The 23177-nt window shown below is 53.4% G+C and carries 20 protein-coding genes; all 20 read right to left on the reverse strand.

The features are described 5' to 3' along the window. Positions 1-25: 25 nt before the first annotated feature. Positions 26-790, reverse strand: a complete 765-nt coding sequence (locus WBG83_RS08215; RefSeq protein ID WP_336744332.1) for a WecB/TagA/CpsF family glycosyltransferase — start codon at positions 788-790, stop codon at positions 26-28. 5 nt (positions 791-795) lie between these two features. Then, a complete protein-coding gene (gene csaB / locus WBG83_RS08220; RefSeq protein ID WP_336744334.1) occupies positions 796-1923 on the reverse strand; it encodes a polysaccharide pyruvyl transferase CsaB in 1128 nt (375 codons plus the stop codon). Next, positions 1899-3929, reverse strand: a complete 2031-nt coding sequence (locus WBG83_RS08225; RefSeq protein ID WP_336744336.1) for a DUF5693 family protein — start codon at positions 3927-3929, stop codon at positions 1899-1901. Before WBG83_RS08225 ends, csaB begins: the two co-directional genes overlap by 25 nt. A gap of 12 nt (positions 3930-3941) precedes the next feature. Beyond that, positions 3942-5648 carry a phospho-sugar mutase gene (locus WBG83_RS08230; RefSeq protein WP_336744338.1) on the reverse strand — a complete coding sequence of 569 codons (1707 nt, stop codon included), beginning with the start codon at positions 5646-5648 and terminating at the stop codon, positions 3942-3944. A 55-nt stretch (positions 5649-5703) separates the two neighbouring features. Beyond that, positions 5704-6135, reverse strand: a complete 432-nt coding sequence (gene fabZ, locus WBG83_RS08235) for a 3-hydroxyacyl-ACP dehydratase FabZ (RefSeq protein WP_336744339.1) — start codon at positions 6133-6135, stop codon at positions 5704-5706. A gap of 151 nt (positions 6136-6286) precedes the next feature. Further along, a complete protein-coding gene (gene pgsA / locus WBG83_RS08240) occupies positions 6287-6814 on the reverse strand; it encodes a CDP-diacylglycerol--glycerol-3-phosphate 3-phosphatidyltransferase (protein WP_336744341.1) in 528 nt (175 codons plus the stop codon). 132 nt (positions 6815-6946) lie between these two features. Continuing rightward, complete coding sequence (locus tag WBG83_RS08245) at positions 6947-7213, reverse strand: DNA-directed RNA polymerase subunit beta (protein ID WP_336744343.1); 267 nt, start codon at positions 7211-7213, stop codon at positions 6947-6949. A 27-nt stretch (positions 7214-7240) separates the two neighbouring features. After that, on the reverse strand, positions 7241-8089 hold the full coding sequence (locus WBG83_RS08250) for a flagellar hook-basal body protein (protein WP_336744345.1): 849 nt from the start codon (positions 8087-8089) through the stop codon (positions 7241-7243). A 14-nt stretch (positions 8090-8103) separates the two neighbouring features. Further along, positions 8104-8997, reverse strand: a complete 894-nt coding sequence (locus WBG83_RS08255; protein ID WP_336744347.1) for a flagellar hook-basal body protein — start codon at positions 8995-8997, stop codon at positions 8104-8106. A gap of 64 nt (positions 8998-9061) precedes the next feature. Continuing rightward, positions 9062-10054 (reverse strand): rod shape-determining protein, encoded by a 993-nt coding sequence (locus tag WBG83_RS08260; protein WP_336744348.1) that lies wholly within the window; start codon positions 10052-10054, stop codon positions 9062-9064. A gap of 131 nt (positions 10055-10185) precedes the next feature. Further along, the gene (spoIIID, locus tag WBG83_RS08265) at positions 10186-10476 is read right to left on the reverse strand and encodes a sporulation transcriptional regulator SpoIIID (protein ID WP_336744349.1); all 291 of its coding nucleotides are present in this window, start codon (positions 10474-10476) and stop codon (positions 10186-10188) included. A gap of 238 nt (positions 10477-10714) precedes the next feature. Then, a complete protein-coding gene (locus tag WBG83_RS08270; RefSeq protein ID WP_336744351.1) occupies positions 10715-11497 on the reverse strand; it encodes a M23 family metallopeptidase in 783 nt (260 codons plus the stop codon). Between the two features lie 83 nt (positions 11498-11580). Continuing rightward, on the reverse strand, positions 11581-12648 hold the full coding sequence (spoIID, locus tag WBG83_RS08275) for a stage II sporulation protein D (protein ID WP_336744354.1): 1068 nt from the start codon (positions 12646-12648) through the stop codon (positions 11581-11583). Positions 12649-12959: 311 nt separating this feature from the next. Further along, positions 12960-14285 (reverse strand): UDP-N-acetylglucosamine 1-carboxyvinyltransferase, encoded by a 1326-nt coding sequence (murA, locus tag WBG83_RS08280; RefSeq protein ID WP_336744476.1) that lies wholly within the window; start codon positions 14283-14285, stop codon positions 12960-12962. A 316-nt stretch (positions 14286-14601) separates the two neighbouring features. After that, on the reverse strand, positions 14602-14856 hold the full coding sequence (locus tag WBG83_RS08285; RefSeq protein ID WP_336744356.1) for a DUF1146 family protein: 255 nt from the start codon (positions 14854-14856) through the stop codon (positions 14602-14604). Between the two features lie 14 nt (positions 14857-14870). Continuing rightward, the gene (locus tag WBG83_RS08290) at positions 14871-17552 is read right to left on the reverse strand and encodes a S8 family serine peptidase (RefSeq protein WP_336744358.1); all 2682 of its coding nucleotides are present in this window, start codon (positions 17550-17552) and stop codon (positions 14871-14873) included. A 246-nt stretch (positions 17553-17798) separates the two neighbouring features. Beyond that, positions 17799-19340, reverse strand: coding sequence for an NADH-quinone oxidoreductase subunit N (locus tag WBG83_RS08295; RefSeq protein WP_336744360.1), 1542 nt, complete (start codon positions 19338-19340; stop codon positions 17799-17801). Positions 19341-19346: 6 nt separating this feature from the next. Continuing rightward, the gene (locus WBG83_RS08300; protein WP_336744362.1) at positions 19347-20981 is read right to left on the reverse strand and encodes a complex I subunit 4 family protein; all 1635 of its coding nucleotides are present in this window, start codon (positions 20979-20981) and stop codon (positions 19347-19349) included. Next, entirely contained in the window at positions 20974-22845 is a 1872-nt protein-coding gene (gene nuoL, locus WBG83_RS08305) for an NADH-quinone oxidoreductase subunit L (RefSeq protein WP_336744364.1), read from the reverse strand. The genes WBG83_RS08300 and nuoL overlap by 8 nt, the downstream gene beginning before the upstream one ends. 20 nt (positions 22846-22865) lie before the next feature. Further along, positions 22866-23177, reverse strand: coding sequence for an NADH-quinone oxidoreductase subunit NuoK (gene nuoK / locus WBG83_RS08310; protein WP_336744366.1), 312 nt, complete (start codon positions 23175-23177; stop codon positions 22866-22868).

A 23177-nucleotide genomic window follows, 5' to 3' on the forward strand; every position in this document is an offset into this window, starting at 1 on the left:
GAAAAAGGACGGAATTCGGCCTTTTCTACGAGTTTGCAGGCCTTTTCTGGACATTCTCTTTTTCACGAATCACTTTCATCGCAAAAATCGGCAGCGTAAGCATTCTTTTGTAGCGCCATGGTTCCTGAATAAGCCGGTAAAACCATTCCAGACGAAGCTTCTGGAACAATTTCGGAGCGCGCTTGAGCTTGCCAGAGATCACGTCAAAGCTTCCTCCGACACCCATCATCACGGGAACCTGCAGCCGCTGCTTGTACCGGTCTATCCACGGCTCCTGCTTATCGGCAGATCTGCCCACTAGCAGAATATCCGGGGCGGCTTGTGCAATATCCGCAATAACCTGCTGATCCAGCTCTTCCGAGAAATAGCCGTCCCGGCGGCCCACCCATTGAATCAGCGGATACTGGGCTTCCAGCCTTCTGCCGGCCTCAGCGATAATCTCGGGAGAAGCGCCAAGCAGATATACCTTCCAGCGCCTAGCCTCCCCCGTCTTCAGCAGGTTATGAATCAAATCAATGCCGGTCACGCGCTCGGTCACCGGGTTGCTTACATAGCCCGCGGCCCATACAACACCCGTGCCATCCGGAACAATCAGTTCAGCCCGGTTCATCATGTCCATAAGCGCCGGGGCATCCAGAGCGGCCATGACCTGAATCGGGTTAACCGTTATAACTTGATGAGGCTCTGTTCTCCGCTCAATTACCTCGGTCAAATAAGCTACAGTATCTTTCATGCTCCATTTGGACACCGGAACGCCAAAAATCGATACATACGGAATATGGTCTTTCATGGATGTCACCCTTCTCGACGAAAAAATGCGGCGATATGCTGGGCAGGCTGCTGCGCCTGCTGCTGAAGCTTCCCAATAACGGACGCTTTGTCCTGAATCCACCGCTCCCGGTCATTCAGAAGCCGGGCTGCTTCTTCGGCAACACGAACCGAATCAAAGGATTCCGTGCTTGCTGCCGCACGCATAGCAAGCCGGTTCAAAAATTGATCGATTTTCGGGTCGTAAGAAATCCCTACTAGCGGGACCTGCTGCGAGGCCGCATAAATTAAAGAGTGCAGCCTCATGCCGATTAACAAGTCGCATTCGCTGACGGCCGACAGCATGTCCTGCGGATGATCAAGCCCGTCCGCGACCTCGGATTTGGACTTCAGATCCGCAGGAAGATGTTCTATAACTACCCGGGAAGCCTCCGCATCCGATGGCTGATGAAACGGCAAAAATCTCAATCGCACCGGCTTCTTTTCATTCAGCTGCTGCAGCGCGACAGCAAGCGCCCGAAGCTCCGAACGGTTCTCGTTCCAGAAACGCACCGAAATGCCGACTACGGGCTCGGACGTAGCCGGCTTTTGCTGCAGTCCGCCGGCCCCGGCGGGTGCTCTTCGGGGAAGACCCATAACCGGATCAGGAACGACCTCCATCCTCTCGAGGCCCAGCCCCATTTTGGCCAACAACTCGGCTGATTCCGTGTCCCGGACAGACACATAGCTGCTGCGCCGGAACACATGCTGAATGGCTGGATAAAAAAGACGGCTATGCACCGGCCCGATGCCTTGGGAATAAATGAACGTCGGCTTCCCGAACAGCTGTGCAAGCTTAATGATGCCCAGATAATACGGAATCGTCAGCTTTCCGGTTGCGTCCTGAAGCAAGCTTCCGCCGCCGCTGATAAGTCCGTCACTCTCCCGAATTGCGGCTGCAACCTGTTGAAGCTTCATCCGATGCACGGAACGGACGCCGTACATCCGGGAGGTCAGATCGGGATTGACCGAAAGTACAATCGGTTCAATGTCCAGTCCTGCTCTCGCCCCTTGCTCGGCCAGCGCAAGCAATATGGATTGAAGCACCGCTTCATCGCCGCTGTTATTGAAGCCGTAGTAGCCGGAAATAACTATTTTCTTTGCAGTCGCAGCCATCGTTTCCCACTCCTTGCCGCCAAATTCCACACTGCAATCAGCAGCAGCCCGAGCACTAGCCCAATTACAACACCGTAAGTAATCCGCAGCAGCGAGATGACAAACGGCGTATGCAGGTGGGCGAAGGTGCCGACGATCGAAAGCTGCCCGATTACACCCAGCGGCAATAAATACCGTGCATGACGCGACATCATCGCCAGGTAAATGCCCAGCAGCATGAGTGGATGAGCCAGAAGCTCCTTTGTTCTTGGCCGGACGCCAAGCGTATTCTCCAGGAGGGTACGGAATAGTTTCTCATAATCCGATGCCTGTCCTTCATTGCCTGTACGGGATAAGTAGTACCACAAGCCCGCCACGGCAACACCCGCTATGACAATCCAAAGGATGTTGATTTTGGCACGAAGAATCCCCACAAGGCGTCCCCAGGATTCCTTCAGATTGACCGCCTCATCAAAGAACAGCACATAGATTCCCACCAAAGCGATAGGCAGGAAATACAGCAGATTGACACCGCGGAACTGCTCCAGTCCCAAATTATATGTCATTCCGTTTAACAGTCCGATTACAAAAGCACTGCCAATCAGTGAAATCACAAGCGAACGGACAAACCCGGTCAGAGCAAGACTAATCTTGGCTCCGGTAGAAGCTGTATTCCGGTCCTCTCGCAACCGGCGCAGCCAGTGAATAACAAGAATCAGCCCGACTGTCGGCGCACTGATGGAAGCGCCGAGCGCGATTGCCTGCAGAACCAAAGCTGGCTTCAGCACATACAGGCCTGCCGAACCAACAATGCCAATCAGGAACAGCGGCAGCTGAATACGGCGGAAATAAAGCCCCGCAAACAAGGCGATTATAGCCATGCTGCCCAACATAACCAATGGCTTCAAATACCGCAATACCGGGTTAAAATGATTCACGAAAGGCTCTGCCTGCCCAATGGGATGACCGGCCGCTGTGATTTTGGCAATCGCTCCGGAAGGTCCCTCCAAGGATTTGTAGTAATTATCCATGTAGTCATTGAGAACACCTTTATCGGAATCCTTTGCAATTCTTGTATTCAGGAACAGCATGCGGATTCCGCGATCTGTCACGGCCAGCTCCAGCCGGTCAATGATTTTGTCCGGTTCCAGATTCGCATCCCGCTCCGTTACGGAATGAAGACGAATCACCTGATAATTCAGCAGCGATGCCAGCTGGTTGAATCCGCCCTGCGGCAGCTTCTGCATTTCAATAAAAGCGATATGCATTCCATATTTTTTGAAAAGCTCCGCTGTTTTAACCACTTCGGATTTTTTGCTGTCCAGATCAAATCCGGTTACCGCTGTACCGTCGAACAAAATGGTCTTGACTCCGCGCTGCTTCAGCTCAGCCAGCATCGGCTCCAGCGCAGCGGCCGAGAACGGTTGTATCCGGTTGGACAGGCGGGCCACGATATGGAAGCCCTCCTTCTTCAGCAGATCCATCGTGATCGGATCTGGAAGCATCGGCTTCATCACAGCCTCTTCCGGCGCCATTTCAATGATAAGGCCGTTAGAATTATTCAGCGTCCATGGCGTTACGTTTACACGAAGACGATCGCGGAATGTCTGCTCAATCAAAGGCTGCAGCTTATCCTGTGCTTCCTGTGACGTAAATAGCAAATAGGTAAAGTTCTCATTGGCCGATTTCAGCTTGCCCGTCAGAATCGAGACTTCAGACGCGTTGAACATCTGAATCCGGCGGCTCAGCTTAAACTCATCCAGTGTACTTTCGTAGAGAGACATGCTGGTAATGCCGGCCGATTTCATTTTTTTCAGGTGATTTTGAAGATAGAGCTCCGGATTCCCCTGGTAGGCGGATGCTTCCACCAAATCACGATAGTCAAATACGACCTCTACCGCAGGGGCAGACTGTTCTGTCTGCACCCGCTGCCAAACTAGAGGAATCGCAGCCAGCACACCGATGATTACCAATGTCCATAGCCATTTCCCGCTCTTGCTGTTCATACGTTCCAGCCATTGAAGCACTTGCTCCCACTCCTATTCGTGATTGTCGACCCTTGTCATGACGGATTGGACCAAGCGCTGCACTTTTTGTTCCGCATCCTGCTCCGACGCACCTTGGACGGCAAAATATACTTTTATCTTCGGCTCGGTTCCGGACGGACGCAGGCAGAACCAGGAACCGTCAGCGAGCGTATATTTGAGCACATTTTCTTTCGGCAAGCCGTCAAGCCCTTGAGAATAGTCCTGGACCGCTTCCACAGCGATGCCATTCAGATCGCTAGGCGGAGCGCTTCTCCACGAATCCATAATCGAGGCAATTTGAGACACGCCGTCCTTGCCCTTAAGTGTCCGCGATTCCAGCCGCTCCAGGAAGGTGCCGAACCGGGCATACAGCTCCTGCAGCACTTCGTACAACGTTTTTCCCTGACTCTTATAATAAGCCGCCGCCTCGCAAATCAGCATGGACGCAACAACCGCATCCTTATCCCGGGCGTGTGTTCCGGCCAAATATCCATAGCTTTCCTCATAACCGAATACAAACGTATGCTGCCCGCTTTGTTCAAATTGGGTCATTTTCTCGCCGATATATTTAAAACCGGTCAAGGTGTTCAAAACGGCAGCTCCATAATGGCGGGCAATGACGGCGCCCATCTCGCTGGTCACAATGGTTTTGATTACCGCGGCGTTTGCCGGCAAATCGCCCTGTTGCTTCATGCTCTCCAGCAAATAGTTGACCATAATGGCTCCCGATTGGTTGCCGGTTAACACAACATACTCACCTTGGGCATTTTTGACAACAGCGCCCATACGATCGCAATCGGGGTCAGTCCCGATAATAATGTCCGCCTGCTGCTGTTTGGCAGCTTCAATAGCCAGCGCAAATGCCTCGCGCTCTTCCGGGTTGGGTGACTTCACCGTAGAAAAGTTGGCATCGGGAAGCTCTTGTTCGGCGACTACGCTTATCTGGGTGAACCCGATTCGCTCCAAAGCGCGTCGTACCGGAAGATTCCCTGCGCCATGTAACGGAGTGTACACAATTTTGAAATCTCCGCTCACAGACCGTACAACTTCAGGATTACGGCTTACAGAAGCAACAGCTTGAATGTAGGCTTCATCTATTTCAGCACCAATCCGCACCAGAAGGCCGTTCTGTTCCGCTTCCTCCCGGCTAAGCCGCTTAATCTTGGAAAATGAATCAATCGCATTAACACGGGCGATGACCTGTTCGGCGTCAGCTGGAACAAGCTGTCCTCCATCGGAGCCGTAGGCTTTGTAGCCGTTATATTCCGGCGGGTTGTGACTCGCCGTGATTACGACCCCTGCATCGGATTTGAAGTGACGTACAGCAAACGACAGCTCGGGAGTTGGCCGCAGCGACTCGAACAAGTATGCTTTAACCCCGTTTCCAGCAAGCACCAGCGCCGTTTCAAGCGCAAGCTCCGGCGACTGATTTCGAGAATCGTAGGCGATGACAGCGGATGGGCGCTGATTGCCGCTTGCAACAATAAACTCAGCCAGCCCTTGTGTGGCCCGGGCTACAGTATACCGGTTAATACGGTTTGTGCCGGCGCCTATTACTCCCCGCAAGCCGCCTGTGCCGAATTCCAAATCGCGATAAAACCGCTCTTCGATTTCGGCAGTCTGTCCTTGAAGACCGGCTAGCTCCGCCTTTGTCTCAGCATCCATGTTAATATCCTCTAACCATGCTTGATATTCTGCTTGTGCTGTCGTTTGTGCCATATCCCACTCATCCCTTCATTTTTTATATCATGGGCTTCCTTTTCTGGGACGCAGACTAGCTTTTGTCAGAAAGCGCAAACATAATTTGACCCTCGGCCACAACCTCATCCCCGACTTTGGCCACAGCGCTGCCCTTACCGAATTTCCCTTTCAGGCGGGTGATTTCCACCTCAAGGCGCAGGGTATCTCCCGGAAACACTTGCCCCCGGAAACGGACTTCATCCATGCTGGCAAAAAAAGCCAGCTTGCCCCGGTTTGCCTCTACCTTCAGAATAGCAACTGCGCCAACCTGAGCCAGCGCCTCAATAATCAGCACACCCGGCATAACCGGCGCACCTGGAAAATGGCCGACAAAAAAAGGCTCATTCATCGTTACATTCTTAATCCCTACCGCGCGGACGCCCTCTTCAACCTCCAAGATACGGTCAACAAGCAGAAACGGCGGGCGGTGCGGAATAATTTCTTGAATTTGATTGATATCCAACATAAAATTTTTAAGCTCCCCTCTGTAATACTGTATAAAAGCTTCCTGTCCAACTTACACTAGTAATGTCCCTTCATGCCTGCAGGAATGAAGGTTGATATAAGAGAGCATCGTACTTCTGGTCCTGAAGCGGCCGTAAGGCGATGCTCTTTTTTCACATATTGCGGCTTGTCTGGTCGGACCGGTTCATAGCCTTAAACATCATCATATAGCTCAGGGTCGTCAGGATAGAAAAAGCAATGGCCAGCCAGAGAAACAACTCCGCATACGGAGCCCGGAAAAAAATAAGCGCGAATGCCGCATAAACGAGAACTGTCGTCAGCTTGCCCATCCAATTGGCCGGCACAGTCCGTTTGCCCCGAAAATGAAAAAAGGCAGAGCCTGCAATCAGGCTAATATCCCGGATAAAAAACACAGCGGCCGCTTGCCACGAAATCAGCTTGGTTACCAGCAGTGACACAATAACCGTAATCATCATCAGCTTATCGGCCAAAGGGTCCAGCATCGTGCCCAGTGCAGTGACCTGGTTATACTTGCGTGCCAAATAGCCATCCAGCACGTCTGTCACCCCAGCCAATACGACCACAAACAAAGCGGCAAGCGGATGATTCAGATAAAAGATAAGGATGTACACTGGAATTAACACAAACCGGCCCAATGTTAAAGCGATAGGTACATTCACCTTGACTGTGCTCCCCCTCTATGCAGCGAGGCGCTGGCTATCTGTCCCATGGGCGAATCACCCAAGCGGACTCATCACCCATCCATTATAACGTTCTTGTTTGAAAAAAAAAACTCCCCGTCGCCGGGGAGTCTAGCTATCCGCAAATACCAGGTCATACAAATGCTTCCATGTACTCCAGCTGAACACTTCGTGCGGTTCCTGACGGCCTAAATATACATACCCGACCAGTAGTCCTGTCACGCCGGCCAATAGGCACAAGAGAGGAAGACCTATCACTTTTAAAATCGTAAATGCCGCATGCTGCTTTGGTTTGCCGCGGGCCGGTTTCTCCTTAGCGGCGGCGGCAGGCGCTGCTTCATCCTGCGGCCAGGGATGGCTTCTTGGTTGCTCACTCATCAGCGGCATCCTCCAATCACTGACGGGCTATGCTCGAAGATTATTCGCAATACCCATCATCATATCTGCCGACGTAATCGCCCGCGCGTTCATCTGGTACGCCCGCTGCGTTGTGATGAGGTCCGTCATCTCATTGGCCAGAATCGCGTTCGATTGCTCCAAAAAACCCTGGCGCACGGAAATCTGAGGCAAATCAACCTGTCCGGCGACCTGTGTCAGCGCATCGGCTTCATTTACTCCGTTCTGCAAAGCAAACAGTTTTTCTCCGACCTGATCCAGGAGCTGAGGACGAATAATATGCATCAGCTTCAGACTTCCTGCCGCTGTCGGCGGTTCGTCACGGTTGATTTCATTATAAGCCATTACGTTACCGTCCGCATCAACTTGAATCCGGTTATTCCTGGGAATTTGAATCGGCTGGTTCGATGCCGCATCGATGACGAAATTGCCTTCCTTGGTCGTCAAAAATACCATCTCCGGGTTGGCCGGGTTAACCGAGAAGGAAAAGGCCCCGTCCTTCGTCCAAGTGCGCTGGACATTGCCGTCCGCCCCAGTACGTTGAACCTCAAACAGCGCTTCTCCTTCAATCGCGAAGTCCATAGGGTTATCCGTGTTTTTAAGGGTTCCTTGGGACATGTCCACCTGAATCTGGCTCAGCTTGGCTCCCCAGCCATACGTCAGTCCGAGCGGGGTCATACGGCCTTGCTGTTGAAAGCCTTGCGGCTGATTCAAGGTGCTGGTGAAAATATCATGAAACGTCGCGTTCTTCCGTTTAAATCCGATCGTATTACTATTGGCGATGTTATGCGCAAGCACGTCCAGCTTGTTTTGCAGCCCGTTCAGCGAGACCGATGCATTGATGAGAGAATCGTTCATGAGTTAACCTCCGTCTATACTTTGCCTATTTCGTTAGCCGCCAGCTGGAGACTTTTATCGTAGGCTTGAATGACTTTTTGATTCGCTTCATACGCCCGGGACGCGCTCATCATATCTACCATCGATTGACTCGGATCTACATTCGAACGCTCAAAATAGCCTTGACGCACAAGCACCTGATCCTGCTGTGTGGCCGTCCGGGCCTGTCCTTCCGTCAGACGGTATGTGCCATTGCCTTCCCGTACAAGCAGGCCGGGGTTGTCCACGATTGAAATAAGAAGCGTCTGCGGATTGCCCGCCGCATCTTGCACCGCTTGTCCGTTCACCTCATTGAACAGCTGGCCGTTCTCATTCACCCGGATTTTGGTTTCGCCGGCCTGAGTGTTCGGGTCAATCAGTTGAATCGGCTGACGATTCGCATCCAGCACGAGATAGCCTTCGCCTGTAATCAGCTCGCCCTGCTGGTTAACGGTAAATTTCCCGTTCCGGGTGTAACGCTCCTCGCCATTGGCATTTTGCACAGAGAAAAACGACTGCGGCTGAAACACAATCTGACCATCGGCCGATACGCCTTTACCGCTGCCGTCAAACTGGATTCCGTCCACCTGAATATTGGAAATAAGCGCGAAATCAAACGGGTTGCCGGATTCGTTCAAATCCCCCTGCATGAATACCGGGACATTCTCTTCAGCAAATACGCCCGTGTTCATTCGTCCGATCGATTTGCTTGTCGGCTGGCCGGGTTCACCGCCAACGAGCGAAATGAGCATCTCCGGGAAACTGCGCAACGAAGTTTGATTTTGTTTAAACCCAGGTGTATTCATATTAGCCACGTTGTTTGTAATCGTATCGTGTTTCCGCTGCTGCGAAATCATTCCCGCTGTAGCGGTATACAATCCTCTTAACAAGGGTAAGCACCTCCAGGGACAATCCTACTTCGTATATCGACAAGTTTCGTTAAAAAGTTTATCCCTATTTGCGGCGAGTCACCTTGTCCAGGTTATCCAGCATAATGCCGGTGCCCTTCACAACACAATGCATCGGGTCCTCAGCAATGAGAACAGGCACTTTGAGCTCCTCCGCGAGCAGCTCGTCCAGCCCGTGCAGCATGGCTCCGCCACCCGTCAGTATGACGCCGCGGTCAATAATGTCCGCCGACAGCTCTGGCGGCGTTTTCTCCAGAACTGATTTTGCAGAAGCTACAATCGCCGAGACCGGCTCCATCAGGGCTTCGCGAATTTCTTCGGAATAGATGGTAACGGTAATCGGAAGGCCGGAGACCATGTCCCGTCCGCGAATATCCATGGACTCCCGGCGGCCGTTGAAAACCGTGCCGATTTTGATTTTGATATCCTCGCTTGTGCGTTCACCGATGAGGAGCTTGTACTTATTTTTGATATATTTGGAAATGGCCGTGTCGAACTTGTCCCCCGCCATCTTAATAGAAGAGGAGGTAACGACGTCGCCCATCGATAATACCGCGACATCCGTCGTTCCCCCGCCAATATCGACAACCATGTTACCGCTCGGCTGGAAAATATCCATCCCCGCCCCGATCGCAGCGGCTTTCGGCTCTTCCTCCAGAAACACCTCTCTGGCGCCGCTTCGCTCTGCCGCTTCACGAATGGCCTTCTGCTCCACCGAGGTAATATTGGCCGGCGCGCAGATCAAAATACGGGGATGGCTGAACAGGCCCTTACCGCCGATTTTTTGAATAAAGTGCTTCAGCATCAGTTCCGTAATTTCAAAATCGGCAATAACGCCGTCTTTGAGCGGGCGGATGGCCACGATGTTGCCCGGTGTCCGTCCCACCATGCGGTGCGCCTCCTCACCAACAGCAAGCACCCGCTTAACATCGCTTTCTATCGCGACTACGGAGGGCTCGTCAAGAACGACACCCTTCCCTTTCACATGAATAAGCACATTTGCCGTGCCCAAGTCAATTCCAATATCCTTCCCAAACATTTGCGCCGTTCCTCCCTGATTACCGTTCCAAAGAAAAAATTGATGGTTCTGCTAAAAAGTGTCGATGTACATATCTGTGATAAAGTTCGACAATGAACACCAAAATCCTTTTTTTCCCCGGAACTTTTCGATCAGGAACGAGCCGATACCAACACTTCCGCGTTTTTGGGAGGGCGGGTCCGTTTGTACTTGATTTTCGTCGCCTCCCCTCCGCGCAAGTGGCGTATCGACTTATGGTACTCCAGGATCGTTTTGACCTGGCCTGCCAGCTCCGGGTTGATCTCGGGCAACCGCTCCGTCAAATCCTTGTGCACGGTGCTTTTAGAAACGCCAAATTCCTTGGCAATCGTGCGGACCGTCTGTTTCGTTTCAACGAGACTGCGGCCGATCTTGATCGTTCGCTCCTTGATGTAATCGTGCACTACCCTCGCCTCCCTACTCGAGTTAGATTGGTACATTATATGAGGAGGGAAACGTTATATTCTTTGTTTCCAAGCCTGACAAGCCTAAACTCGGCAATAAATTTCACCGATCGCCCCGGCCGAAGGCCTATTGCACGAATCAAGCCACGAACATGCTGCGGCTGCCCTATCTTTACCTGTCTAATTACACAAAAAAGCAGCGGGGGAATCCCCTCGCTGCATATACTGTCCGGGTACATTAGTTAGCGGCGGTATTCGTGCCGGCAACTCCTGCCAGAAGCTGCTCCGGATTAAGCGGTGTGCCGTCCTGCGCCTGACGAACCTCGAACTGGACGTGAGCCGGCAGGGCCTTTTGCAGTTCGTTGCGTCCGGCTTTGGCAATTACGTCGCCCTTCTTGATTTGGGCTCCCGTCTGCACTTGTACATCAGCCAGGCTTTGGTACACCGTAATTAATCCATTCGGATGCGTAATCTCAACCTGATTGCCGACTACGCTGTGCTTCTCCACCAAGGACACCGTTCCGCTTAACGCGGCCAGAACATCGAAGCTTTGGCCGTCCCCGCGGGCCAGGGTAATGCCCACGTTCGGAATGAAGGAATCGCCGAACTGAATCATTGCCGCTTGGCGGGCCTCCGCCGAAGCGTTACTGTCATAATACGGCAGTACAACCTTCACACTCGTCTGGTCGGCGACCGGCCACTGCATCGTCTCTGCGGGTGCGGCGACAGCCAGCGCATTGTCCGGCCCAGATACCGAATCGGTCACGGTTTGTCCGGGCTTATCGACTTTTAATCCCAAGTCGCCTTCGGACAACGACAGCGAACCCGATTGCTGGTACACCCACATTAAGGTTAGAATGATTGCTGCGGCGGCCATGTAGGTTGCTGGAAATACCCATTTTTTCGCCAGCAGCTTCCTCCAGCCGGAAGACTCTACTGCCGGTGCTCCATTTGCTTGCTTTGGAGCGTTCTCTTTGTTTTTCAACTCTTGATTCTGAATCTCTTTATTAGATTCATTCATTTGGTCATCACCTCAGTAATCATTGTTGCCAGCACAATCGGTTTTATACGTGAGGCGATAGATTTTTTAAGAGAATCCTTGACCTACAAAAACGGCTCTACTCTTTCGATTTGAACGCCGCTATAGTAATACCGGACAATCTGCTCCGCCGTGCTGCCCGCACGGGCCATTCCATTGGCCCCCCATTGGCTCATGCCGACTCCATGCCCGTAGCCGTACGTCGTGAATTCGATTTCCTTGCCAATCAGCCGCCAGGTAAATTGGGAGGAATTCAAGCCTAGCCGCTCGCGGAAGTCCTTGCCTGAATATAGCTGGCCGGCAGCCCGGATCGTCTTGATGCGATGGCCTGCCGTACGGGCCAGAACCGTTATTGCCGAAACAGTCCCCGAACCCGATTTGACAACAGGGACCGCCGTTCCCTGCTGCAGCTTACGCAGCATCTCCGCTTGGCTCATGCGCTGGGTCGCCTTGTATTTGGGGGACTCGCTGACATCCCAAGGGCTGGCCACACTGCGCAGGTACGGCACGTAGATGCCCCAGTACTCCTCGGAGTTTTCCGTATAACCGTTACTCGTCGAGAAAAAAGTTGCGTTGATCGGCTTGTTTTCATACGTGATGATTTGTCCCGCCGTCTCCTGCACAGCCTTGTTCAGCTTCTCCATGTTCGCCTCCGCTGCAGGGCCTTTCCATTTGGAAGCCAGCTGCTTTTGGCTGAGATACGCCTGATGGGTAATGGAGTCGGTAACCTGGGCCTGACCCGCTTGTTCCGGCATTCCGGAAGAGTCCTGCTCCCACAAGCGCCGGATAATGTAGGTCCGTGCCGCCAAGGCCTGCGCCTTAAGCGCCTCCGGCTCGAACTCAACCGGCATTTCTGCGGCAAGAACGCCGCGGACATACGTTTCCAGCGGGACCTGCTCCACTTGGCTTGACCCTGTTAAGTAAACCGAAATCAGAAACGGCTTGGCCTCCTCCTGCACCGGGAATAGCTCCGAAGAGGCAGTCTCCCGGGTCACAGCCGGATCGGGGATAGGGTGGGATTCCGCACGCTGCATTGCTAGAATACCGGGAATGAGTACAGCTAGAAACGCCAGCATGGACAAGCCTGCATGCCCCCAGAGAAGCGGTTTTCGAGTCCGTAGTCGCATTTTCATAGAAATCCTCCACCTGTATGTTCGAGAAGCCCTCTCTTTTTCCATCATATGAACGGTGCGGGTTTAATAGAACGGGAACCGGGAAGACCTCCATCACACATTTTCATTTTAAGAGACACTCGCTTCAAAATAGTGCCTCCAATGCTGCTGAAGGTAGGTCGATTGTTCTTTGGTTTTATCCTGGCTGCGCAGTCCCGGCGAAGAAGCAACAACAGCAAAAAACCAAGCTCCCGGGGAGCCTGGCTCAAAGGTTATGCATTCGATTGTCTGTACTGCGGAGAATTTTGCTGCCGCAAACCGTCTTGCTCTGCTTACGCCAGAGTCGGAGCCGGCTGCACGGCAAACAGCTTCCTCTCATTCTCCACTTCCTGAGGCACTGTAAACTCCACTCGCCGGATGTCCGCCCCGATCATCTGCAGCTTGCGCGTAATGTCGTCGTAGCCGCGATCAATATGGTGGGTGCCGCTTATTTCCGTTTCTCCTTCAGCGACGAGCGCGGCCAAAATCAATGCCGCCCCTGCGCGCAAATCGGTGGCGCACACCTTCGAACCCTTCAAACGGTTGCTTCCGCTTACTATAGCGGTTCGTCCATCCACACGGATTTGGGCGTTCAGCTTTTTCAGCTCTTCCACATGCATAAAGCGGTTCTCAAAAACCGTTTCGGTGACAATCCCCGTACCATCAGCGGTAAGAAGGAGGGCCATCATCTGCGATTGCATATCCGTCGGGAATCCCGGATACGGCAGCGTTTTGACATCTACCGCCCGCAGCGGCCGTTCGGCGAGCACCTCCAAGCCGTTCTCCTCTTCACGTACCGTGACGCCCATTTCCTGCAGCTTGCTAATTACCGGACGCAGGTGATCGGCAATCGCCCCTTCTACCATAAGACGGCTTCCCGTAATGGCCGCCGCCATCATGTACGTGCCCGCTTCAATCCGGTCCGGGATAACCGTATGTACAACGCCCCGGAGCTGCTCCACGCCTTCAATGCGGATAACTCCTGTTCCTGCGCCGCGAACCTTGGCTCCCATGGCGTTCAAATAGTTTGCCAGGTCGACAATTTCCGGCTCCCTCGCGGCATTTTCGATAATTGTCGTTCCCTCTGCCAGACTGGCGGCCATCATAATATTTTCCGTAGCGCCTACACTGGCCACGTCCAAATAAATTTTGGCCCCTTGAAGGCGTCCGGTAACCCGGGCCTCGATGAAGCCTTGCCCCAGCTCAATCTCCGCGCCCATGGCCTCAAAGCCCTTCAGATGCTGATCGATCGGGCGTGTTCCGATCGCACAGCCGCCAGGCAGCGCAATCCGGGCATACCCGTAGCGGGCCAACAGCGGACCCATGACCAAAAAGGAAGCGCGCATCTTGCGAACAAGCTCATACGGAGCGTCAAAGGAGGTAATGTGCTCCGCATTAATCCGAATCATTTCTTCTTTATAAGTAACATGGACACCTAATCCTTGCAACACCTTGCTGATTGTCATTACATCGTCAAGCCGAGGCACATCGTGAATCACGCTTTCCCCTGCCGCACCCAAAATCGATGCAGCGATGACCGGAAGCACGGCGTTTTTGGCGCCGCTGACCTTGATTCTGCCGGACAAACGCTGTCCGCCGCGGACGATTATTTTGCTCATCATGGTTCCCTCCGCGTTACTAAAAATTTCCATTGGAACATTTGGAAACATCTTCCCTTGTTCCGTCCATTGTACAGTTTACATGAAGCGTGGTTGTGGAACAACTGTTATTTGTTTACATGTGCTTATAAACGGATGTTCTCCGTCATTCCGTGCTTTAAGGCAATATGAAATCGTTCGCAGCCTGCAGCAATTTTGTGGGGGCCGATTCTTGATGCGCGGCATTTCATACTACACATTGTTGACAAGAAAAATGAATGTTATTCCAGCAAAAAGGGCCGCCCGCTTCGGAACGGAATAAAAATCGCTATTTTTTTCACGAAACGATTCCCTTCATTAAACTGGCCCAGTTCAAATAATCGATGAAAAACCGGGCCAACTGGTAACCGAGCGCTATAGTCAGCACAACCTGCAGCAGCTTGGCTTGCGGACTCTTGGGCTGCCGAAGAAAAACGTCGAGCCGGACCTGCTGAAGCACCCACCAGGAAATACCGATGCAAACCAGCACGATGCCAATATTGGTGATGCCCGACACCGCCAGAGAAAAAGACAACGGATCCGCCGCGCCCATAGGTCATGCCCTCCTTATTGTGGATGAATTCGTTCCAGCAGCACAACGAATTCAGCTCGGGTTGCCGGCTCATCGGGACGGAAGGTGCCGTCATCAAAGCCGTTCAGCCAGCCCTCTGCCTTCATCTGTTTTAATATAGAGGCGCCCCAGTGGCTTTCGGGAATATCCACAAACGGGGCTTGTCCGCGCAGCTTGCCGCTAATTCCTAGCGCGCCGGCAAACATGCTGGCCATTTCAATCCGGGTCAAGGGCTTGTCCGGACCGATGGTCTGGTCAGGGTAGCCTTGAAGAATCCCTTTGCGCGTAGCGGCGGCAATAGCCTCATACGCCCAGTGATCCGCCGCCAAATCGGTGTAATTCAGCTCCATCTGGCGGGATAAGCCGAAGGCGCGCACAAGCATAGCCGCCGCTTCCGCCCGGGTTATCGTCCGATTCGGCATAAACATGTACTCCCCGTAACCGTTAACCCAACCTTCTTCCGTTGCAGCCGCGATTTCCGTCTTAGCCCAGTGATCGGCGATATCAATATAGCCGCTTACCAATGGCGCTTGCGAAACCTGCAGCTCATACAGCTGATCCGAGAAGGAGCTGTTTGCCGTCAGCTTGATATAGTAGCTGCCCGGCGCAAAGGGCTGAAGCCATGCGGCGCTTCCTGTTCCGGCCGGAAACTGGCCGCTGGTTACTGCTTCAAGACTCGAATTGTAAATGGTATAGGAGACATCTGCCTTCTCCGGCAGCCCGGTAAGGCGGAACTGAGCAAGACTGTCCTCCGTCAGCTTAAACCGGAACCAATCGGCGTCATCCGCTGTATCGATAATCCCCTGATACGGGTAATCGAAGCGGATATCCGTCGCCTGGTATGCTTTGTTATTCGGCTCATTCGGATCGACAAGCTTCGGCACAAATTCCAGACTCAGGAAGTATTCAGCTGCCGCAGCCAAATCAGAAGCGTTGGTCACCCGAATGTAGTACGTGCCGGGCAGCACCTCCATCTGAGGCGCATACTCCGGCTGGCCTTGTCCCCCGGCATCAATGGTCAGCGCCCGCTCTCCTTGCTTCTGTATAAGAAGGGCCAAATCGATTTTGGGGCTGTCCGTGCTGGCTCTCACCCGCATAATTCCGGATGTCTCCGGCTTAACGACGAACCAGTCCTGATCTCCGCGACGATGAAAAGTGCCGGTGATCGTCTGTGTGCGGGCCGGCAGGGCATACGCTTTGTACTGGCGGTCATTATCCTCATATGGATCTGCGTAAATATCAAAGCTGCTCGAAAGACGGTACGTGGAGGAAGCAGCAGCACCGGCGTTTTTGGCGGCTATCCGTACAAAAACGGTTCCTTTTCGGACCGTAAGGGTGCTTTGTTTGCCGGGCGTCACATCCTGAGTCATTGTTTTGCCGTCATATTCAACATACATTGTCATCGGGAGAGCATCCGGCTGATCGGCCTGCAGCGTCAAATGCAGCTGGCCGTCGTAAGGAATCTTCATCGAGTACCAGTCCTTATCGGAGCTGCCGCTGAGCTCAGCTGTTATCATGGTGTTCAAAGGGAAAACGGCTGCCGACGCCTTCGTTTCATTCGGCTCGTACAAATCTGGAATGTAGGCTTGCGTCAACGCCAAATCGGCCCTGAGCTGCCCGTATCCGGTGTGCTCATCCCAGCCGGGTGCTCCGACGTCCTGAGAGGAGCCTCGCATATGATTACGAATCTGGGCGGCCGTCCAATCCGGGTGCTGCTGCCATACAAGCGCAGCAACCGCAGCGGCTTGCGGAGCCGCCATGGACGTGCCGTCCCGATACTCATATCCGCCGCCCTGCGCGGTTGTATATACCAGCCAAGGCGCAACCAGGTCTACCTCCGGTCCATAATTGGACCGCTCTTCAACCTCTCCTGTTCCGGTAATTCCGCCAACGGCAAGCACACTCGGATAAGCCGCCGGGAACCGGACCATTTCCCCTTCATCGTTGCCTGTTGCGGCAACCAGCAGCACATTTTGGGCCTCGGCATATTCCACGACTTCCTGCAGAAACGGGTCGCTGCCCGGGAGCCCTACGGACATGACGACCACCTTCGCCCCGTGATTGACAGCGTAGCGGATTCCCTCCGCCAGCTTCGCCTCATCTCCCCGGCCGCTTTGCTCCAGCGCCTTGATCGGCATGAGCTTGGCCCTCCAGAGGAGGCCGGTTACCCCGGTGCCGTTATTTCCCGCAGCAGCCATCACTCCGGCCACGTTCGTGCCATGACCGTTATCATCCAAGGGCGGCTGTTCCGGATCAATCACGTTATATCCGGAAACCAGATTAGCCTGTAAATCCGGGTGCTGCAAATCAACCCCGGTATCAATCATGGCTATCGTGAAGCCTTCATTTCCCGTTGCTATGTCCCACGCCGCCTCGGCCTGAATTTGCTTCAAGTAGGTTTGCCTGCTGAAGAACGGGTCGTTCGCAGCGGCAAGCGAGCTGAGCTCCCGGTTGGGAAGCATATACTTCACCTGAGCCGATCCCGCCCACTTCACGCGCCACTCCCGAGGATCAACCCCCTCCGCAGGACGGACAACATCGACCCCAAGCTCCTTGAATGTGCTTATCCGCTCACTCGTGTGCCAAAATTCGGCCGGAGGCTCGCTGTTCCATTTCAGGATCCATGAATCCGCTTGAGCCGACTGACTCTCCGCCGCCTGCTGGGGAGCAGCGCTCATCACAGTTACCCTCTCTCTCATTCCCATGCTTTCTGGAGCCAGGCTATAGGAGAAATGGGACATTGCCAATACACTGCAAAGCAATATAGATGCTGTTATTTTCATCGTGTTATTCATTCTGGACGGACCTTTACCCCATTTTTTATAACTAATTTATATTCGCCACGCACCTTCCAAACTCCTCTATTCCGTTGAAAAAAGAAAAGGCCTCTCCCGTTCGGAAGAGGCTTGCGACAACCACTATATTTACCGGATGAAGAAGTCCTGCGTCAAAGACAGCACCTGATTTAAGTACCCCAGCACAATGTGCGGGAATAGCCCCAGCAAGACGGTCATCAGTGCGCACAGCCAAATAGCCGCATACTGAGGGACAGAAGCCCGGACAGGAGCATCTGTGGTGGCACGCATAAACATTTGGCGGATAACCCCGAAATAATAGTAGTAGGATATAACGCTGGTTACAACCATAATGGCGGGAAGCCAATAATTTTGCGTCTGCAGCGTTCCGAACAAAATGAACAGCTTACCGAAGAAGCCCGCCGTCACCGGAAGTCCGGCCAGAGAAAGCAGAAACACTACCATGGCGACCGCCGTCCACGGCGCGCGGTAATATAGTCCCGCGAAGGCCGAGATTTCTTCATTGCCGGTATCGCCGGACACTGCAATGAGAACGGCAATGGCTCCAATCGTCATCAGCAGGTAGGCCAGAAGGTAGAACAGCAGCTCCGTCACGTTGCCGTAATGAAACATCGTGAAGTTCGATGCGAGCGGAACGAGCAAATACCCCGTATTGGCTACCCCGGAAAAGGCCAGCAGCCGCTTCATATTGTTCTGGCGGAGGGCGGCCACATTGCCGACAACCATTGTGACAGCCGCAAGCACCCCGATGGAAAGCAGCACATCCTCCGTCAATCTGGACGAGCCTGTGCCGTACAAATTGTATAGAACCCGGAACGTGAGCGCGAAGGCCGCCCCCTTGGATACGACCGCCAAGAAAGCGGTGACGGGCGAAGCCGCTCCTTGGTACACATCCGGCACCCATGTATGGAACGGGGCCGCCGCTATTTTAAAGCCGAATCCCGCCAACAGCAGGAAAAAGGACACATACAGCAGCGGCGTCATGGAATGATCCGCGCCAATAACCGCTTTTTGAATATCCCCTAGATTGGTGGACCCCGATATTCCATACAAAAAGGACATTCCATAGAGCATAATAGCTGAGGAAATTCCGCCCATCACCACATATTTAAAGGAAGCTTCATTTGTTTCCTGCCGCTTCTTCCGTATGCCCACGAGCACATAGGAGGTTATACTGAGCAGCTCCAGACCGACAAACAGCGTAATTAAATCGCCGCTTGAGGCCATTACCATCCCGCCGAGCACAGCCGGCAAGTACAAATAATAATATTCTCCCACGTGAGGAATGTCCTCTGGTTTGACCGATCCGATGCTCATCAGCACAATAAGCGCCGTGCCGCCGAGGAGAAGCAGCTTCATGAAGCTGGCAAAATCGTCAACACGATAGCTTTGCCCCAGCAGCTGCACGGCATCTGAGGATGCGATTGTCCCGGTCCGGGCATCCACCATATTCAAGGCCGCCAAATCGCCAGCGGTAAACACAGCCGAGACAATCAGCGCAGCCAGTGTCAGCCAGCCCAGAAAGCTTCTGGACCGTTGCCTTGGCAGCAGTAAATCAATGACAGACAATAGAACGGCGGAGATGACCAAGGTCAATTCCGGTGCAAGATGGACCAGATCCCCGGCCGCCAAACGCTGAAATGAATCCATTGGCCTCTACCCTCCCGTTTTTGTCACTGCTGAAATGGTTTGATAAAATCCGCTGACCGTTTGCCCAAGCGGTTCGCTAAGCACAGAGGGCCAGATGCCGATCAGGACAATAAAAGCCACCAGCAGGATCATCGGCACCGCTTCCACCAATCGGGCATCGCGCAGATCCCGGAATGCATCCGGCAGCGGACCGTACGTGATGCGAAGAATCCCTCGCAGGACATAGACAGCGGTCAAAATCACACCGACGGCCCCGACCGTAGTCACCACCGGATGCTGCCCGAACAAGCCGAGCAAGGCCAGAAACTCGCTGATAAATCCAGACAATAACGGCAGTCCGAGAGAGGCCATGCCTGCAATCAGCAGCATCCCGGACGTAAATGGAATGGACTTCGCCAGTCCCCCCAGCCGGTCGATTTGTGTGGTGGCTGTGCGCTCGTACAAATTACCGACAATCAGGAAGAGCAGGGCGGATATCAGACCGTGCGAGACAAGCTGAAAAATAGCTCCCTGCAGGCCGATCTCGTTAAACGCAGCCAGACCCAGCAGGACAATGCCCATATGACTAATGCTGGAATAGGCCAAAATCAGCTTGAATTCCCGCTGCCTCATCGCCAGCAGCGCCCCATAAAGAATGTTTACAACACCAAGTACGGCCAGCACCAGCGCCCCTGCCTTCGCCTCCTGGGGAAACAACAGAATACCGAAACGGAGCAGGCCATAGGCTCCCATTTTCAGCAAAACCCCAGCGTGAATCATAACGACCGATGGCGGCGCCTCCGTATGCACGCGAAGCATCCAGGAATGAAACGGAAAAATCGGCAGCTTGATTCCGAAGGCTACCAGCAGCAGGACGAACATCGTCCATCTCATCGCTCCATCGGCATAAAACGGGTTGCCTTCAAACACACGGTTGACTAGTGAATCGGCATGCTGAAGCAGGTTGGCCGAAATGGTCTGCAAATCTCCGCTGTAGATGAAGGACATCTGCTGCTGGGCCTCATTGATGCTCATCGTCATTCCGGCTGTCGTGATCAGCAGCAGGAACGCAATAAACATGACTGCCGAACCGACTCCATTGTAGATCAGGAAGGAATTGGCCGCTTTTTCCCGGTTCATGTAGCCCCATATTCCAACCAAGAAGAACATCGGAATTAATGTCATCTCGAAGAAGACGAAGAACAGCAGTAAATCCTGCGCAGTGAACACTCCCAGCATGCCGGCTTCCAGCAGTAAAAACAAAATGTAATACGATTTCCAGCGTTTTTTGACGTATACCGAAGCTAGCGCGGCCATGGAGGAGATGAAGCCTGTCAGCAGCACCAGCGCCATGGACAAGCCGTCTACCCCGAGACTGTAGGCGAATTGCACATAATAATCTGTAATGGCTTCCGAAGCAAGGTCTTCCTCACGGCTCAGCGGAAGCTGAATCCAGGTATGCTGTTCCGTAAATTGCAGTCCTTCCGACTGCTGATTAAATCCGGCGTACAGCCACAAGGAAAGCAGGAACGGTACAAATGCCATCATGATGCCTATCGCACGGATGAGGCGTCCCCGCTCCTTCGGTATGCAGGCCAGCAGGATTATGCCGGCAAGCGGCGATAACACAATCAGTGACAATATCGGCAAGCCGTCAAGCATGGATGAACCTCCTTCCGGCCAACAGAAGTACAAGCAGCACCAAGCCGAGCACGAGCACGAGGCCGTAATTTTGCAATTGGCCGTTATTCAGTCTTGTACTTATCCGGCCGAGCCAAGAAGCAGTCCCCGAAACGACCCGGACAGCCCCGCCTACCACATAATCATCGAACGCTTGCAGCAGAAGCTGAATAACCGACAGCGGTTTTAGGATCACGACCGCATACATCTCATCGATATAATACTTATTCAGCAGCAGACGGTGCAGCCCCCCCGGGCTTTCCGGCACACGGCGGGAGGCCCCCCTTCTGCCGTATAGAAACCAGCCAAGGCCGATACCGGCCAGCCCGGTCAACGTTGAAATAATCATAACGGCAGAGCTGTGATGCCCTTGAGGAGCTTGACCGGTAAGCCACTGCTCGAACAAGGCACTGCCTGGAAGCTGCAGGAATCCGGCCAGAGCTGCAGGGATCGCCAGCAGCACTAAGGGCAGGGTCATGACACTTGGTGACTCATGCGCCTGCCGCGCCCCGTCGCTTTGCGGCTGTCCGGTGAACACCAGGAAGAACAGCCGGGCCATGTAGAAGGCGGTAAAAAAGGCGGCGACGATTCCGACGGCAAACAGCAGCGGTGATTGATGCCACGCTTCGGCCAAAATCGCATCCTTGGACCAGAATCCCGAGAAGGGCGGAATCCCGGATAATGCCAGAGCGCCGATTGCGAAGGTCCAGGTCGTAAGCTTCATTTTGGAAGCAGCGCCGCCCATTTCATGAATGTTCTGCGTATGAAGGGCGTGAATGACACTGCCCGCCGCCAAAAACAGCAGCGCCTTGAAGAAGGCATGGGTGAACAGATGAAAGATTCCGGCGGAATACGCCCCGATACCAAGCGCCATCATCATGTAGCCAAGCTGGCTGACCGTGGAATAAGCCAAAATACGCTTGATGTCATTTTGCACCGTGCCGATGGTGGCGGCGAAAATCGCTGTAAACCCGCCGACATATGCAACGGTCAACATCGCATCCGGAGAAGCCTGAAATACATCGTAGGTCCGGGCAACCAAATATACCCCGGCCGCCACCATCGTGGCCGCATGGATGAGAGCGCTGATGGGGGTGGGACCTTCCATAGCGTCCGGAAGCCAGGTATGCAGCGGGAATTGGCCTGATTTGCCGATTGCGCCGACGAAGATAAGAAGAGCGACCCAGGTGGCGGTTGCGTCGGATATTTTCCCTTCCGTCACAGCATTATGTATAGAGGTGAAATCAAGAGCGCCGCCGGGCATGTGCCAGAACAGCAGCAGAATTCCAATCAAAAAGCCGAAATCCCCGATCCGCGTCATAATAAACGCCTTTTTCGCGGCTGCCTTAGCCTCCGGCTTGTAATACCAAAATCCGATTAGCAGGAATGACCCCAGGCCGACCAGCTCCCAAAAAATATAAAGCTGCACAATGTTTTCAGAAATCACAAGCCCCAGCATAGCAAATGTAAAGAGCGATACATAAGCGAAAAATACGTTGATGCGCTCGTCACCCTTCATATATCCCTTGGAATACACCTGCACCAACAGGCTTACCAAAGAGACCACCAGGAGCATCAGTGCGTTCAGATTGTTGATCTCGAAGCCCATGCTCATTGTAAATCCGCCGATTTTCAGCCATTCCGCATTATTCCACGTATAGGCGCTTGCACCAGCTCCAAGCCGCTCAGTCCATACAAGCACGGCCACGACAAAAGATATCAGCACAGCCATGATGCTCAGCAGCGTGCCAAGCTCCTTCATTTGCCTTCCCATTGCTGTCAGCAGTAAGAACGCGAGGAGCGGAAGCAGCGGGATCAAAAAAGCGTAATGCGAGTAGATCTCCATGCGTCGTCAGCCTCCTTGCGTTATTTTTTTAAACGATCCATTTCAGTGACATCCGCTGTGCCCCGGTTACGGTAAAGCGAGATGAGAATCGCGATTCCAACGGCCGCTTCAGCCGCGGCTACGGTCATATTGAATAAAGAGAAGATTTGGCCCTGAAGCGAGGGGTTGACGCCCATTTTGGCGAAGGCGACCAAATTGAGGTTGACTGCATTGAGCATCAGCTCAATACATAGGAGCACGATGACGGCATTCCGTTTGGTCAGCGCCCCATATAAGCCGATGCAGAATAGAATGGCAGCCAGAATGAGATATGCGGTAACGACGTCACTCAC

The organism is Paenibacillus sp. y28 (genome assembly GCF_037137075.1).
In the GTDB taxonomy this organism is placed as follows: domain Bacteria; phylum Bacillota; class Bacilli; order Paenibacillales; family NBRC-103111; genus JBBBNV01.

Coding starts and splice junctions, on each gene's coding strand:
- WBG83_RS08215 (WP_336744332.1), bottom strand. CDS start 790: ATGAAAGACCATATTCCGTATGTATCGATTTTTGGCGTTCCGGTGTCC.
- WBG83_RS08300 (WP_336744362.1), bottom strand. CDS start 20,981: ATGCTTGACGGCTTGCCGATATTGTCACTGATTGTGTTATCGCCGCTT.
- WBG83_RS08245 (WP_336744343.1), bottom strand. CDS start 7,213: ATGAGTGAGCAACCAAGAAGCCATCCCTGGCCGCAGGATGAAGCAGCG.
- WBG83_RS08250 (WP_336744345.1), bottom strand. CDS start 8,089: ATGAACGATTCTCTCATCAATGCATCGGTCTCGCTGAACGGGCTGCAA.
- WBG83_RS08290 (WP_336744358.1), bottom strand. CDS start 17,552: ATGAGCGCTGCTCCCCAGCAGGCGGCGGAGAGTCAGTCGGCTCAAGCG.
- fabZ (WP_336744339.1), bottom strand. CDS start 6,135: ATGTTGGATATCAATCAAATTCAAGAAATTATTCCGCACCGCCCGCCG.
- nuoL (WP_336744364.1), bottom strand. CDS start 22,845: ATGGAGATCTACTCGCATTACGCTTTTTTGATCCCGCTGCTTCCGCTC.
- csaB (WP_336744334.1), bottom strand. CDS start 1,923: ATGGCTGCGACTGCAAAGAAAATAGTTATTTCCGGCTACTACGGCTTC.
- spoIID (WP_336744354.1), bottom strand. CDS start 12,648: ATGAAAATGCGACTACGGACTCGAAAACCGCTTCTCTGGGGGCATGCA.
- WBG83_RS08230 (WP_336744338.1), bottom strand. CDS start 5,648: ATGGCACAAACGACAGCACAAGCAGAATATCAAGCATGGTTAGAGGAT.
- murA (WP_336744476.1), bottom strand. CDS start 14,285: ATGAGCAAAATAATCGTCCGCGGCGGACAGCGTTTGTCCGGCAGAATC.
- WBG83_RS08295 (WP_336744360.1), bottom strand. CDS start 19,340: ATGGATTCATTTCAGCGTTTGGCGGCCGGGGATCTGGTCCATCTTGCA.
- WBG83_RS08260 (WP_336744348.1), bottom strand. CDS start 10,054: ATGTTTGGGAAGGATATTGGAATTGACTTGGGCACGGCAAATGTGCTT.
- WBG83_RS08285 (WP_336744356.1), bottom strand. CDS start 14,856: ATGGGCGCGGCGGATCCGTTGTCTTTTTCTCTGGCGGTGTCGGGCATC.
- WBG83_RS08270 (WP_336744351.1), bottom strand. CDS start 11,497: ATGAATGAATCTAATAAAGAGATTCAGAATCAAGAGTTGAAAAACAAA.